This window comes from Burkholderia sp. EMB26 (assembly GCF_024730645.1).
Taxonomy (GTDB): Bacteria; Pseudomonadota; Gammaproteobacteria; order Burkholderiales; family Burkholderiaceae; genus Burkholderia; species Burkholderia cenocepacia.
Genome location: NZ_CP078071.1, coordinates 857,995 through 872,059 on the forward strand (window position 1 = coordinate 857,995; position 14,065 = coordinate 872,059).

At 68.4% G+C, this 14,065-nt stretch carries 9 protein-coding genes; 6 read left to right on the forward strand and 3 right to left on the reverse strand.

Features of this window, described 5'->3' with window-relative positions:
• A complete protein-coding gene (locus KU887_RS20680; protein ID WP_062885597.1) occupies positions 1-1,719 on the reverse strand; it encodes a SulP family inorganic anion transporter in 1,719 nt (572 codons plus the stop codon).
• 452 nt (positions 1,720-2,171) lie between these two features.
• Here KU887_RS20680 and KU887_RS20685 point away from each other — a divergent pair, with 452 nt between their 5' ends.
• Positions 2,172-3,413, forward strand: a complete 1,242-nt coding sequence (locus KU887_RS20685; protein ID WP_258257687.1) for a mechanosensitive ion channel family protein — start codon at positions 2,172-2,174, stop codon at positions 3,411-3,413.
• A gap of 22 nt (positions 3,414-3,435) precedes the next feature.
• On the opposite strand, the gene KU887_RS20690 is transcribed toward KU887_RS20685, so the two are convergent.
• Positions 3,436-4,857: a PLP-dependent aminotransferase family protein gene (locus KU887_RS20690; RefSeq protein ID WP_058903210.1), complete on the reverse strand. Its 1,422-nt coding sequence runs from the start codon at positions 4,855-4,857 to the stop codon at positions 3,436-3,438.
• A 152-nt stretch (positions 4,858-5,009) separates the two neighbouring features.
• On the opposite strand from KU887_RS20690, the gene KU887_RS20695 reads away from it, so the two are divergent.
• Positions 5,010-7,334 (forward strand): FdhF/YdeP family oxidoreductase, encoded by a 2,325-nt coding sequence (locus tag KU887_RS20695; RefSeq protein ID WP_258257698.1) that lies wholly within the window; start codon positions 5,010-5,012, stop codon positions 7,332-7,334.
• A 12-nt stretch (positions 7,335-7,346) separates the two neighbouring features.
• A complete protein-coding gene (locus KU887_RS20700; RefSeq protein WP_059720774.1) occupies positions 7,347-8,267 on the forward strand; it encodes a bestrophin family protein in 921 nt (306 codons plus the stop codon).
• Here KU887_RS20700 and KU887_RS20705 read toward each other — a convergent pair.
• Positions 8,260-10,311 (reverse strand): FUSC family protein, encoded by a 2,052-nt coding sequence (locus KU887_RS20705; RefSeq protein WP_258257699.1) that lies wholly within the window; start codon positions 10,309-10,311, stop codon positions 8,260-8,262. The two genes, KU887_RS20700 and KU887_RS20705, sit on opposite strands and share 8 nt — an antisense overlap.
• A gap of 155 nt (positions 10,312-10,466) precedes the next feature.
• Between KU887_RS20705 and KU887_RS20710 the strand changes: the two genes are divergently transcribed.
• The 3 genes from KU887_RS20710 to KU887_RS20720 all read left to right on the forward strand — a co-directional run bounded on the left by KU887_RS20710 (position 10,467) and on the right by KU887_RS20720 (position 13,953).
• Positions 10,467-11,369, forward strand: a complete 903-nt coding sequence (locus KU887_RS20710) for a LysR family transcriptional regulator (RefSeq protein ID WP_006483836.1) — start codon at positions 10,467-10,469, stop codon at positions 11,367-11,369.
• A gap of 404 nt (positions 11,370-11,773) precedes the next feature.
• Positions 11,774-13,333 carry a DHA2 family efflux MFS transporter permease subunit gene (locus KU887_RS20715; RefSeq protein WP_077021180.1) on the forward strand — a complete coding sequence of 520 codons (1,560 nt, stop codon included), beginning with the start codon at positions 11,774-11,776 and terminating at the stop codon, positions 13,331-13,333.
• 287 nt (positions 13,334-13,620) lie between these two features.
• Positions 13,621-13,953 carry a hypothetical protein gene (locus tag KU887_RS20720; protein WP_034202218.1) on the forward strand — a complete coding sequence of 111 codons (333 nt, stop codon included), beginning with the start codon at positions 13,621-13,623 and terminating at the stop codon, positions 13,951-13,953.
• The last annotated feature ends 112 nt before the right edge of the window (positions 13,954-14,065 follow it).

Genomic DNA, 14,065 nt, shown 5'->3' on the forward strand with positions numbered 1-14,065 from the left:
CTACACCGTGCCCGGCTCCTGCGGCGCGGGTGTCGTACCCGCCGCCTCCAGCGCCTGATGCAGTGTGGCAAAGATGCACGTCGCGCCGACCACCTCGGTGATCCCGTGACGATCCATGTCCGCGCGCAGATAACGGTTCACGCGCCCGAACAGCACGCCGATCCCGCGCGCATGCAGCGACCTGACGAGATCGGTCAAGGTCCGCGCGGCCGAATAGTCGACGTCGGTGATCGCGCCCGCATCGACGACGAACCAGCGCGGCGGCACCGGCGCCGCCTCGACGAGTTCGGTCACTTCGGCAGCGAACAGGTGATCGTTCGCGAAGAACAAGTCGGCGCCGAACCGGTAGACGATCAATCCGGGCGCCGTCATCGCGCCGCGCCGGGTAGGCACCGGCTGCCACCGGCCGTTGCCGGCCACGGGTTCGAGCACCATCGTATGCGGCTGGTAGCTGTGGCGCACGTGCCGCATCAGCGACAGCGCGACGGCCAGCAGGATGCCCTGCTCGACGCCGACCGTCACGACGGCCGCGGCCGTGATCAGCGCGAGCGTGAATTCGCCGGGGCTTTCCTCGCGGATCGCCGCGAGACTGCGCACGTTGATCAGCCCGAGCGCGATCGTGAACACGATGCCGGCCAGCACCGCATGCGGCAGATACTGCAAATACGGACTGAAGAACAGCAGCACGACGGCGACGACGACGGCGAACGCGAGATGCCCGATCTGGCTGCGCACGCCCGCGCCGTCGGCCATCGCCGTTTGCGTCGGGCTGCCGTTGACGACGAACGCACCGCCGAGCGCCGCCGCCGCGTTCGCGGCCGCGAGCCCGAGGATGTCGGCGTTGGTGTCGACGTCCTCGCCGTACTGCTGCGCGAATACGCGCGCGGCGGCCGCGCTCTGCGCGATGATCATCACGAAGCACGAAGCGGCAACCGGCACGAGATCGAGAAACTGCTGCCACGTGACGGACGGCCAGCGCAGCGGCGGCAGCCCGCCCGCCACGGGCCCGAGCACCGCGATGCCGTGCGCGGCGAAGCCGAACGCAGCGCTCGCGGCGATGCTGCCCGCGACCGCGATCATCGGCATCGGCACGCGCGGCAGGAACCGCTTGCACGCGAGAATCGCGACGACGACGAGCGCCGCGAGCGCGAGCGTCGGCCGGTGCGTGTGAGCCAGGTGCGTGACGACGTAGTCGAGTTGCGCGAGGCTGCGCGACGCCGGGTACGGCACGGCCAGGCCGAACATGTCGCCGAGCATCGCGATCGACACCTGCACGCCGACGCCGGCGAGAAAACCGACCAGCACCGTGCGCGACAGGAAATCGGCGAGAAAGCCGAGCTTGAAGATCCGCGCGAGCAGCAGCATCGCGGCGGTCAGCAACGCGACCATGCCGGCCAGCGCCGCATAGTCGGCGCTGCCGGCCGGCGCCATCGACGACAGCCGGCTCGCGAAAATCGTCGCGGTCGCGGAGTCGGCGGCGACCACGAGATGGCGCGACGCGCCGAAGCACGCGAATGCAACGAGCGGCAGGAACACCGTGTAGAGCCCGGTGACGGCCGGCATGCCGGCGATGCGCGCGTAGCCGAGCACCTGCGGGATATCCATCGACGCGAGCGAAATGCCCGCGACGATGTCGCGTATCGCCGCCGCGCGGCGGATCGGAAGGAGGCCTTTCAGCAGCCGCACGCGTGACGGACGGCTTTCGTTGGAATCTGGCATGCGTGAAATGCGTGAGGTCGAAATGACGAGGCCGCGAACGGGTGCGCGACGGTGTCGCGTGTCGCTCACCGTCGCCGGACCGGCCGCGCACCAACGCGAACGACGCACCGACGACGCGTGTGACGTCCGCATGATTGCATGGATCGGCTATCGCGCGCATCGAAGCGCAACAGCCGGCCGTCGCGGCTTCCGGACGATCGCGCCCCGTGAACGACACGTCCGGCGCCCTGCTCGCACACCGGCTTGCGGTGACGTCGATTCGCCGCTCGTCTTCACCTTGATAGAAAGGATACCTGCACAAAGGTGAGCCGATTCGGGAGCCGATCGCCCGCCTTCGCGGCACGCCTCCGGAACCCGATGGCACAATCACGGTCCCTTTCATGTGCCCTTCACCGGGCGCGCGCCGCGTCGCGGCGCCGATTCAACGCACAAGAAGGCCCCAGTCTGCTCCTATGACCCTGAACGAATCCTGGTTGACGCCGCTCGTCGGCATCCTCGTCCTGCTCGCCGCCGCCGGCGCGATCACCGCCGTCGTGCATTTCCTGCTGTTTCGCGTGGTCGCGCGACTCGCGCGGCTGTCCGCCACGCGCGTCGACGACACGTTGTTCGAATTCGGCGCCTTCAAATGGCTGAACCGCATCGTCCCGTTCGTCGTGATCAAGCTCGGGCTCGGCGCGGTGCCCGGCATTCCGGGCCTGGCCGCGCAGGTCGCCGACAAGGTGCTGTTCGCGCTGATCGTGTTCCTCGTGACGATGACCATCAGCGCGACGCTGTCCGCGCTCGAACACACGCACCGCACGTCCCGGCGCGACCAGCCGCGCCTGTCGCTGAAAGGCGCGATGCAGCTCGTCAAGCTCGTAATGTTCATCACGGCCGCGCTCGTCGTGATCGGTGATGCGACCGGCAAGCAGATCGGCCTGCTGCTGTCCGGCATCGGCGCGATGTCGGCGGTGCTGATGCTGATCTTCAAGGACACGCTGCTCGGCCTCGTCGCCGGCGTGCAGCTGTCGTCGAACGACATGCTGCGGATCGGCGACTGGATCACGATGCCGTCGGCCGGCGCGGACGGCACGGTGATCGACATCACGCTGAACACCGTCAAGGTCGCGAACTTCGATCACACGATCATCACGGTGCCGACGTGGAAGCTGATCACCGAGAGCTACCAGAACTGGCGCGGGATGACCGAGGCGGGCGGCCGCCGCATCAAGCGCGCGCTGTTCATCGATGCGACGAGCGTGCGCTTTCTGTCGAACGACGAGATCGAACGTCTCGAACGCCTGACGCTGCTGAAGGACTACCTCGAAGACAAGGTCGATGCGATCGCGCAATGGAACGGCACGCTGGGTGCGGCCGGCGACTGCCCGGCGAACCGCCGCCAGCTGACCAATCTCGGCACGTTCCGCGCATACGTCGCGAACTACCTGAAGGGCCATCCGCGCATCCGCCGCGACATGACGAACATGGCGCGGCAACTGCCGCTCACGGCCGAAGGCATTCCGCTCGAACTGTACTGCTTCACCGATACGACGACGTGGGTCGACTACGAGACCATCCAGGCCGACCTGTTCGACCACCTGATCGCGGTGCTGCCGGAGTTCGGGCTGCGCGTCTACCAGCATCCGTCGGGCTTCGACATGCGGCAGATGGTCGACACCGCGCAAGCCGGACTACGGGAGCCACGCGCGGCCTGATACCGGCGCCAGGCGGCCGCGCTCACCGCGCCGCGCACTCCGACGCGAGCCGCCCCAGCACCTTCAGCGCGTCCTCGATCTGCCGCGACCACGGGTAGCTGTAATTGAGCCGGATGAAATGCCGGTAATCGGTGCCGGCCGAGAACATGTGTCCGGGCCCGACCGTGATCCGCTGCGCGAGCGCCAGCGAATACAGCTTCATCGCGTCGACCTGCGGCGGCAGCTCGACCCACAGCACGTACCCGCCCTGCGGCTGCGACAGCCGCGTGCCTTCCGGGAAGAAACGCCGCACCATCGCGCTCATCAGGCTCGCCTGCTGCGCATACTGCTTGCGCATGCGCCGCAGGTGAAAGTCGTAGCCGTCGTATTTCAGGTACTCGGCGATCGCGAGTTGCTCGATCGCGGGCGTCGCGAGCGTATTCAGGAATTTCAGCTTCTCGACCTGGTCGCGGTAGCGGCCCGGCATTGCCCAGCCGATCCGGTAGCGCGGCGACAGGCTCTTCGTGAACGACGCGCAATGCAGCACCAGCCCGTCGCGATCGAACGACTTCAGCGCGCTCGGCGCCGTGTCGCCGAAGTGCAGCTCGTGATAGACGTCGCTCTCGATCGCCGGCACGCCGTGCTTCGCGAGCAGTTCGACCAGCGCGCGCTTGCGCGCATCGGGCATCTGGAAGCCGAGTGGATTCTGGAAGTTCGGCATCACCATGCACGCCGCGATGCGCTCGCTCGCGAGAATCCGCCCGAGCGCGTCCAGATCGATGCCGTCGCCCGGATGCGTCGCGACTTCCAGCGCACGCATGCCCATCCGCTCGATCGCGTGCAGCATCGCGTAGAAGGTCGGCGACTCCACCGCGATCGTGTCGCCCGGTTTCGCGACCGCCTGCAGGCACAGGTTGATCGCCTCGGTCGCGCCGATCGTCATCACGATCTCGCCGGGCTCGACCGCGACTCCGCGCTCCGCATAGCGCCGCGCGATCTGGCGGATCAGCTCCTGGTTGCCGGGCGGCAGGTCGTCGATCACGCCCCAGCGCGTGCGGCGCCGCCCGATCGCCTGCGCATAGCGCGCGAGGCGCTGCACCGGAAACTGCGACGCGTCGGGATACGGCGAGCCGAGCGGCACCGCGTCGTCGCGCGCGATCGAGCGCAGCGTCGACAGCACGAGCCGGCTCACGTCCACGGCCGACGGCTCGGCGGCCGGCGCGGAGACATGCAATTCCGCCTCGGCCGGCGCCACGGCGCGCGCCCGCACGAAATAGCCCGACTGCGGCCGGCTTTCGATCAGGCCGCGGCTTTCGAGCACGAGGTACGCGCGCAGCACGGTCGTGACGCTGAGCTGCTGCTGCCGGCTCGCCTGACGCACCGACGGAATCCGCTCGCCGGGCCGGTATACGCCCCGCTCGATCTGCGCCTGGAGATCGTCGGCCAGTTGTTCGTAACGCTTCACGCGCCTCCCTTTCAGCTTCCCTTCAGCAACACAGTTGCGATCCGCACTGTATGAATGGCCGAAACTGTACTCTTTTTTGAAGTGAACAGGTGTACACACAGCGGGACGGGTGCCGCGCGTACTCTGCACGCATCGACCCCGACACCCGCATCATGAAAAAGAAATCCGCCACCGCGCGCATCGAACCGTACACCCACCCGGCCGCCGGCTGGGGCGCGCTGAAAGCCGTCACGATCAACCTGATCAAGGAAAAGGTCGCCGGCGGCAACTACCGCACGCTGCTGCGCCAGAACCAGCCGGACGGCTTCGACTGCCCGGGCTGCGCGTGGCCCGACCGCCAGCACGCGTCGACGTTCGAATTCTGCGAGAACGGCGTGAAGGCCGTGGCCGCGGAAGCGACGAGCAAGCGCGTGACGCCCGACTTCTTCGCCGCGCACACGGTGACCGAACTGCTCGAACAGTCGGATTTCGAGCTCGAACAGCACGGCCGGCTCACCGATCCGATGGTGTACGACGCGCGGACCGACCGCTACGTGCCGATCGCGTGGGACGACGCGTTCGAACTGATCGCCCGCCACCTGCGCGCGCTGCCCGACCCGAACCAGGCCGCGTTCTACACGTCCGGCCGCGCCAGCAACGAGGCCGCGTTCCTGTATCAATTGTTCGTGCGGCGGTACGGCACCAACAACTTCCCCGACTGCTCGAACATGTGCCACGAGGCGACGAGCCGCGGGCTGCCGGCGTCGGTCGGGATCGGCAAGGGCACCGTCACGCTCGACGATTTCGAGCATGCGGACACGCTGCTGATCTTCGGCCAGAACCCCGCGACCAACCACCCGCGGATGATGGGCGAGCTGCGCGAATGCGCGAAGCGCGGCGCGACGATCGTGTCGATCAACCCGCTGAAGGAGCGCGGCCTCGAACGCTTCGCCGATCCGCAAAGCCCGCTGGAGATGCTGACGATGTCGGGCACCAGGATCGCATCGACGTTCATCCAGCCGACGCTCGGCGGCGATTTCGCGCTGATCAAGGGAATGGCCAAGCGCGTGCTCGAACTCGACGACGCCGCGCGCGCCGCCGGTGCGCCGCGCGTCATCGACACCGCGTTCATCGGCGAGCACACGGCCGGCTTCGACGCGTTCGCCGACGACCTGCGCGCCGAAAGCTGGTCCGCGCTGACGGCCGAAAGCGGCGTGCCGTACGAGCAGATCGACGCGCTCGCGCGGCTCTATGCGCGCAGCGAACGCGTGATCGCGACGTGGGGGATGGGCATCACGCAGCACAAGCATTCGGTCGCGACGGTGCAGATGCTGACCAACCTGATGCTGATGCGCGGCAACATCGGCCGCCCCGGCGCCGGCCTGTGCCCGGTGCGCGGCCATTCGAACGTGCAGGGCAACCGCACGGTCGGCATCGAGGAAAAGCCGTCGCAGGCGTTCCTCGACCGGCTCGGCCACGTGTTCGACTTCGAACCGCCGCGCCATCACGGCTACGACGTCGTCGAGACGATCGAAGCGATGCTCGACGGCCGCGTGAAGGTGCTGATCGGCCTCGGCGGCAACTTCGCGATGGCGACGCCCGACACGCCGCGCACGTGGGAAGGCATGCGCCGCTGCGAACTGTCGGTGCACATCACGACGAAGCTGAACCGCAGTCACCTGATCCACGGCCGCGACGCGCTGATCCTGCCGACGCTCGGCCGCACCGAGATCGACCTGCAGGACGACGTCGCGCAAGGCGTGACGGTCGAGGACTCGATGAGCATGGTCCACGTGTCGTACGGGATGAACAAGCCGGCTTCGCCGAACCTGATGTCGGAGCCCGCGATCGTCGCGCACATGGCGCACGCGCTGTTCGGCAGCGACACGATCGACTGGCTCGCGTACAAGGACGACTACGCGAAGATCCGCGATGCGATCGAGGCGACGCTCGACGGCTTCTACGACTACAACACGCGCATCGCGCGGCCGGGCGGCTTTCACCTGCGCGTGGCGTCGCGCGACCGCGAATGGCTCACGCCGACGGGCAAGGCGAATTTCATCGCGCACGCGCTGCCGACCGACACGCCGATCCAGCGTGCCCGCGCGCTGCACGGCGACCGGCTGATGACGCTGATGACGACGCGCTCGCACGACCAGTACAACACGACCGTCTACGGGCTCGACGACCGCTATCGCGGCGTGTTCGGCCAGCGCCGCGTGGTGTTCGTCAACCGCGACGATCTCGCGATGCTCGGCCTGAAGGCCGGCGAATGGGTCGACATGGAAACCGTGTGGCACGACGGCATCGAGCGGCGCGCGAACGGCTTCCTGCTCGTCGAGTACGACATCCCGCGCGGCTGCATCGGCGCGTACTACCCGGAAACCAACCCGCTCGTGCCGCTCGACAGCGTCGGCGACGTGTGCAACACGCCGACGTCGAAGTCGGTGCCCGTGCTGCTGCATCGCGCGGCCGCGCCGGCGTCGATCGCCGCCTGACGGAGCACGACGATGATCGTTCGTCCGCGCGAACACTGGCTGCGGATGCTGCTCGTCTGGAACGGCTCGGTGCTGCCGACCATCCTGCCGCAACTCGTGCTGACGCTCGCGATCAGCCTCGTCGCGGTCTGGGGCGGCGGCCGCGTGCTCGGCGAGAAGGTGCCGCTGAATCCGACGCCGTTCACGCTGATCGGCCTGACGCTCGCGATCTTCGCCGGGTTTCGCAACAACGCCAGCTACGAACGCTATCGCGAGGGCCGGCAGCTGTGGGGCGGCGTGCTGACCGCCACGCGCACGCTGGTGTCGCAGGCGCTCTGCTACGGCGCGGTCGACCGTGACGACGCATCGCGCCGCGCGTTCGTGCGCACGGTCGTCGCATTCGTCTACACGCTCAAGCATCAGCTGCGCGGCACCGATCCGGCCGCGGACCTGCGCGGGCTGCTCGACGGCGCGACCTATACGCGCGTCGCCGCTGCCCGGTTTCGTCCGGTCGTCATCGTGCACGCGCTGCGCGAAGCGTTCGCCGCGCGCGCCGATGCGGGCCAGCTCGCCGACACGCGGCTGTGGATGCTCGATGCGCGCCTCGACGATCTCGTCGCGATGGTGAGCGGCTGCGAGCGCATCGCGTCGACGCCGATTCCGTTTTCATACGACGTGCTGCTGCACCGGACCATCTACGCATATTGCGTATTGTTGCCATTCGGCCTCGTCGATTCGATCGGCGCGGCGACACCTTTTGTAACAGTTTTCGTCGCCTATACGCTGATCGCGCTCGACGCGATCGCGCATGCGATCGCCGAACCGTTCGGCGACGGGCCGAACCATCTCGCGCTCGATGCGATGACGCGGCAGATCGAGCGCACGCTGCTCGAACTGAACCGCGAGCCGCTGCCGGCCGAGGTGACGCCCGGCCCGTCGTACCGCCTCACCTGACCGGCCGCCCCGCCCGATCGCGCCGGCCGCGCAGGAAGTCGCCATGCTCGGCGGCCGCATCCGCGATCCGCCGCAGCAGGACCACGCCATTCAGCAACGCATGCGCGGCGTCGCCGTCGCGCGCGGCCACGCGACGGCGCAACAGGCGGGCCGCCGCGTCGCAGCTCCGTTCGAGCCGCGCGAAATCCGCCCACGCAACGCGCTCGCGCACCGCCGCCGCCGCGCGGCGCGCGGCCGGTTCCCGCGTGGCCAGTTCAGCGAGCGCCAGCAGGCTGTCGCCGATTCCCCAGATCGCGAGCAGATCGCGCATGTCGTGCTCGATCTGCGTCTGCGGCACGCTGCCCGCGAACCCGAGCTCGCGCGCGAGCCGGTCGGCCGTGCGGCTCAGCCACGCGCTCGCCGACCACGCCCGCGGATCGCGCGCGATCCGCACCAGATCGCGGCGCACCGCGCGATGCAGGCGTCGCCGGCTCGTGCCGGGATCACCCGGAAACACCAGCGCGAACACCAGCGCGCCGAACGCGATGCCGAGCAGCGTCGCGAGCGCGCTGTTCAGGAACGCGGCGTCGCCGATGCGCGTCGTGTTGTTCGGCGACGTGAAATTCCAGAAGAAGATCGAGAACGCGCTGCCCATCGCGGCCGTGCGCGGATGGCGTATCGCCAGCCCGGTGCCGATCAGGAACACGCCGAGGATGTAGGCCAGCATCTCGAAGCCCGATACCGCAGGCAGCAGCGCGAAGTTGCAGACGACGCCCGCGACCGCCGCGCATGCCGTGCCTTTCATGAAACCGACGATCGCGCGCACCGAATTGGGGCGTGTCGAGAACAGTGCGCTCACCACCGCCGTGATCGCGACGAACCCGCCGCCCGCCGGCCACGCGGTGAAGATCCAGATCGCCGACGCGGCCAGCACCGCGATGAACGCGCGGACGCCGTTGTGACACGCGAGCACCGGATCGCGGTGGAACGCATAGCGCACGCGTGCAGGCGGCGGCACCGGCCGCTCGAGCAATGCCTGGCTCGCGAATGCGCGGTCGAAGCCGCCGAGCAGCGCCGACAGCCGGTCGAGCGTGAGCAGGCGCGACGTGTCGGTGCCGGCCGGCACGGCCGCTTCGACCCGCAGGGCGGCGTCCACCCGTACGCGCAGCGCCGCCATCTCGTGCCCCGCGTCGCCCGACACGGCGACCCGGTCGAGCACGCCTGCCGCCTCGTCGACGAGCGGCTCCGGCGCACCGCCGGCGCGCGCCGCATGCTCGCGGATCGCCTGCCCGGCAGCCTGCGCGGCGAGCACACCGAGCGCCGCCACGCGCAGATGGCCGATCATGTTGCGCACCGGCGGCGCGCCGGCCGCCGCGTATTCGGCCGCCGTGTCGAGTTCGAGCGCGTCCGCGAACAGCCGGTGCACGGCCGCGTCGTTCGGCTCGCGGCGCAGCGCGCCCGCGCCGACCGCCACCGCGCGGTCGAGATAGCGCGCGAGCCGCGTGCGGACGTCCTTCAGCGGCGCGCCTGGTGCGAAGACCGTTTCAAACAGCGCACCGCACAGGATGCCGACCACCACGTACAGAAACCGCGCGACCGCGATATCGAACGCATGCAGCGGCGCCGATACCGCGTCCATCGCGACGATCGCGGCCGTATAGCCCGCGAGCACCGCCGCATACGCACGAAAATTCCGCTGGAACGTCGCGATGCCCGCGCACAGGCCGATCCACGCGGCGAGCGCGGGCAGGAACAATTGCGGCGTCTGCTCGAATGCGCTGGTCAGCGCGAGCGCCACGGTCGCCCCGATCGCGGTGCCGAGAATCCGGTACTGACTCTTCGACAGCCCCATCCCGCGGCTGCCCTGCGCGACGATCCACACGGTCGAGGCGGCCCAGATCGGATCGTCGAGATTCATGCGGAACGCGATATAGAGCGCGAGCAACGACGCGGCGGTATTGCGTAATGCGAAGCCGAGCGCGCCCGGCGGCAAGGTGGGCCACGCATCGCGCAGCGCGGCGCGCACGGCCGCGATCGGCGGCAGGCCGGGGACGGAAAATTTCATGCGTCGAGCATACGAGCGTGCGACGCGCGCCACTACCGGCCGAAACGGAATGCGGTATTGCAGCGCACGGAATAATCTGGACAACTGACATGAAAATGCAGTGGCAGGACCGACAACGGTAAGATGCGCGCAGGTTGAACACGTAACCAATTTGTATGGACCTCGATAGCATCCGAATCTTCTTGCGCGTAGTGGAACGCGGCAGCTTCACCGCCGCGTCCGTGGAACTCGACATGCCGCTCAGTCGCGTGAGCCGCAAGGTCAAGCACCTCGAGGACGATCTCGGCGTGCAACTGCTGTACCGGACCACACGCCGCGTGTCGGTCACCGAAGCCGGGCGCGATTACTACGATCGCTGCCTGCGCGCCGAGGACATCCTGCTCGACGCGGACCGCCAGGTCCGCACGCTTCGCACCGACCCCGAAGGCACGCTGCGCGTGCTGGTGCCCTATGCGATCGGCCTGTTCCAGCTCGAACCGGCGCTCGCCGAATTCCGCCGGCGCTACCCGCTGGTGCAGCTGGTGCTGATCTACGACAACAGTCCGCTCGACCTCGTCGAGCATGGCTTCGACGTCGCGCTGCGCGCGGGTCTGCTGAACGATTCGGGCTACGTCGCGCGCTCGCTCGGCTGGTCGCATGCGAAGCTCGCCGCGAGCCCGGCCTACCTGGATCGCACCGGCCGGCCGCGCACGCCGGACGATCTCGCGCAACACGACATCCTGTTCGTCGGCCGCGATGCGCCGGGCCTGACGCTGCGGCTCAGCAACACCGACGGCGAGCGGGCCGACGTCCCGGTGCAGCCCGTGCTGATCTCGAACGAATCGGTCACGGTATTGCGCCAGGCCACGAGCGGCGGCGGCATTGCGCTGATCTCCACGCATTTCACCGCGCGACGGCTCGCGAGGAACGAGCTCGAGATCGTGCTGCCCGACTGGCACCGTACGAACGATGTCGAGCTTCACGCGCTCTATCCGCGCCGCGCGACGCTCGACAGCAAGGTGCGGGCATTCGTCGAGTTCCTCACCGAACTGTTCGCCACCTGGCGAACCGCGCCGTAACCGCCTCGCACGGCCGGCAATCGATGCACGTCGACTACATTATTGCAGCGCAGGAAAGGAATTAATGAGCGCGCAAGCGTTGATCGTCGTTCGCCGCATGGTTAGCCTGTGGCGATGAAAAACGACCACACACGCCACGGCAGCCATGTGAGTGCTGCCCGCCGACGCGTCACGCGCGTCGCGCCCTCCTGAGCGGCGATAGCCGCCCCGCGAAGCCCGCCCCGGCTTCGCCATTCCGATTCACCGATCGAACCGCACACCGCACGCGACCGCGCCGCTTGTCGGGCCGCCGTGCGGCGTGCGTGCGCCCGTTCGTTTCGCGCTTCGTCCCCGCATTGCACGTCACATGCATGCGCGGCGTACGGCGCGCGCCGTACGGCCTTCGTCCATCACGCAGGAACGCCATGCCCTCTCCCTCGTCTTCAGGCCCGCTGTCGGGCGGCCGGCTCGTCATCGGCACGATCGCGGTATCGCTGGCGATGTTCATGAACGTGCTCGATTCGTCGATCGCGAACGTCGCGATCCCGACGATCTCGGGCGACCTCGGCGTGTCGGTCGACGAAGGCACATGGGTGATCACGATCTTCGCGGCGGCGAACGCGGTGTCGATTCCGCTCACCGGCTGGCTCACGCAGCGCTTCGGCCAGGTACGCCTGTTCGTCACGTCGATCCTGCTGTTCGTGTTCGCGTCGTGGCTGTGCGGGATCGCGCCGAACCTGCCGACGCTGCTCGCCGCGCGGATCCTGCAAGGCGCGGTGGCGGGGCCGCTCGCGCCGCTGTCGCAGGCGCTGCTGCTCGGCGCGTGGCCGCGGCAGAAGTCGTCGACGGCGCTTGCGCTGTGGTCGATGACGGCGCTCGTCGGGCCGATCGCGGGGCCGTCGCTCGGCGGCTGGATCACGTACGACTACAACTGGTCGTGGATCTTCTACATCAACATTCCGGTCGGCTTCTTCGCGGCGGCCGTCACGTGGTTCGTGTTCCGCGATCGCGAATCGGCCACGCGCCGCCTGCCGATCGATACGGTCGGCCTGCTGCTGCTCGTACTGTGGGTCGCATCGCTGCAGATCATGCTCGACAAGGGCAAGGATCTCGACTGGTTCAATTCGCCCGTCGTCGTCGCGCTGGGCATCGTCGCGCTGATCGGCTTCGCGTTCTTCCTCGTGTGGGAGCTGAACGAAGCCAATCCGATCGTCGACCTGCGCCTCTTCACGCAGCGCAATTTCGCGGGTGGCACGATCGCGATCTCCGTCGCGTACGGGATGTTCTTCGGCACGCTCGTGCTGCTGCCGCAATGGATGCAGGGCTATCTCGGCTACCGCGCGGTCGATTCGGGGCTCGCCACCGCGCCGCTCGGGGTGTTCGCGATCCTGCTCACGCCGGTCATGGGGCGCCTGCTGCCGCGCACCGATCCGCGCTATATCGCGACGCTCGCATTCGTCGGCTTCGCGGTCGTGTTCATGATGCGCACCACGTTCTACACCGACGTGTCGCACTGGGACCTCGTGCTGCCGACGCTGCTGCAAGGCATTCCGATGGCGATGTTCTTCGTGCCGCTGACGTCGATCATCCTGTCCGGGCTCCCGCCGGAGAAGATTCCGGCCGCGGCCGGCCTGTCGAATTTCGGCCGCACGTTCTGCGGCGCGGTGGGGACGTCGCTGATCAGCAACGCGTGGAACGACCGCACGATCCTGCACCACGTGCGGCTCACCGAACAGGCGAGCGTCACCAATCCGGTTTTCACGCAGCAGCTCGACACGACCCGTTCGCTGCTGCACCTGAGCCCCGATTCGGCGCTCGCGTTCTTCAATGCATCGGTCGATTCGCAGGCGGCCGTGATGGGCCTGAACGACATCTTCTATGTGTCGGCGATCATCTTCATCGCGATCATCCCGCTCATCTGGATCACGAAGCCGTCGCGCTCGGGCGGCGGCGATGCCGATGCGGCGGCGGCCGGCGCGCATTGACCCGCATGCGTTGCGGCGCCACTCCGTGCGCCGGCATCGCGACGACCGCGGGATCCGCCGGTAACGGCGAGCACCGAGCAAGCGCCCGTCCGGCAGCGGGCGCTCGTTGTGTATCGAATCGTTTCAACGCGCCAACGGCGTCAAATGCTGCGGGTATACTCCGTCGTCAGCCGCCTGCCGTCTCGTCGCCCGCCAAAAGCGGCCCGATTCCGGGCGGCTTCGTCGCGAAGCTTCGCGTTTCGCTACCCCGCGCCCCAGCCTCGATACGAGACACCCGACGACCGACCATGAAACGATTCCTGCTGCTCCTTCCCGCCGCCCTGCTCGCCGCCTGCGGTTCCGCGCCCTCGTCCGACTCGGCCGCCTCGGGTGCCGCGCCGATGATCTACGTGTCGTCGCAACGCCCGGCCTACGCGGTCGCGAACTGCCTCGACAGCCGCCTGTCGGGCACCGAACAATCGCAGCACAACGGCGTGACCGACATCGCCGTCGGTTCGAATTCGTACTTCGTCACGCTGACGCCGTCGGGCAACGGCTCGGTGATCAAGGTCGTGCGCGGCTCCGGCAGCGAGCCGGCCGAGGAAGCGATGCGCTTCGCGATCGCACGCTGCGCGATCTGACCACCTCCCGCGCCGGGCGCCCGCCCGGCCCGTCGCCACGCGCCAACCGGCGCGCCCGCCGAATATTTTCATCCGGGTGCCCGTCGATGAGAGAATCGCACCACGATTCCCT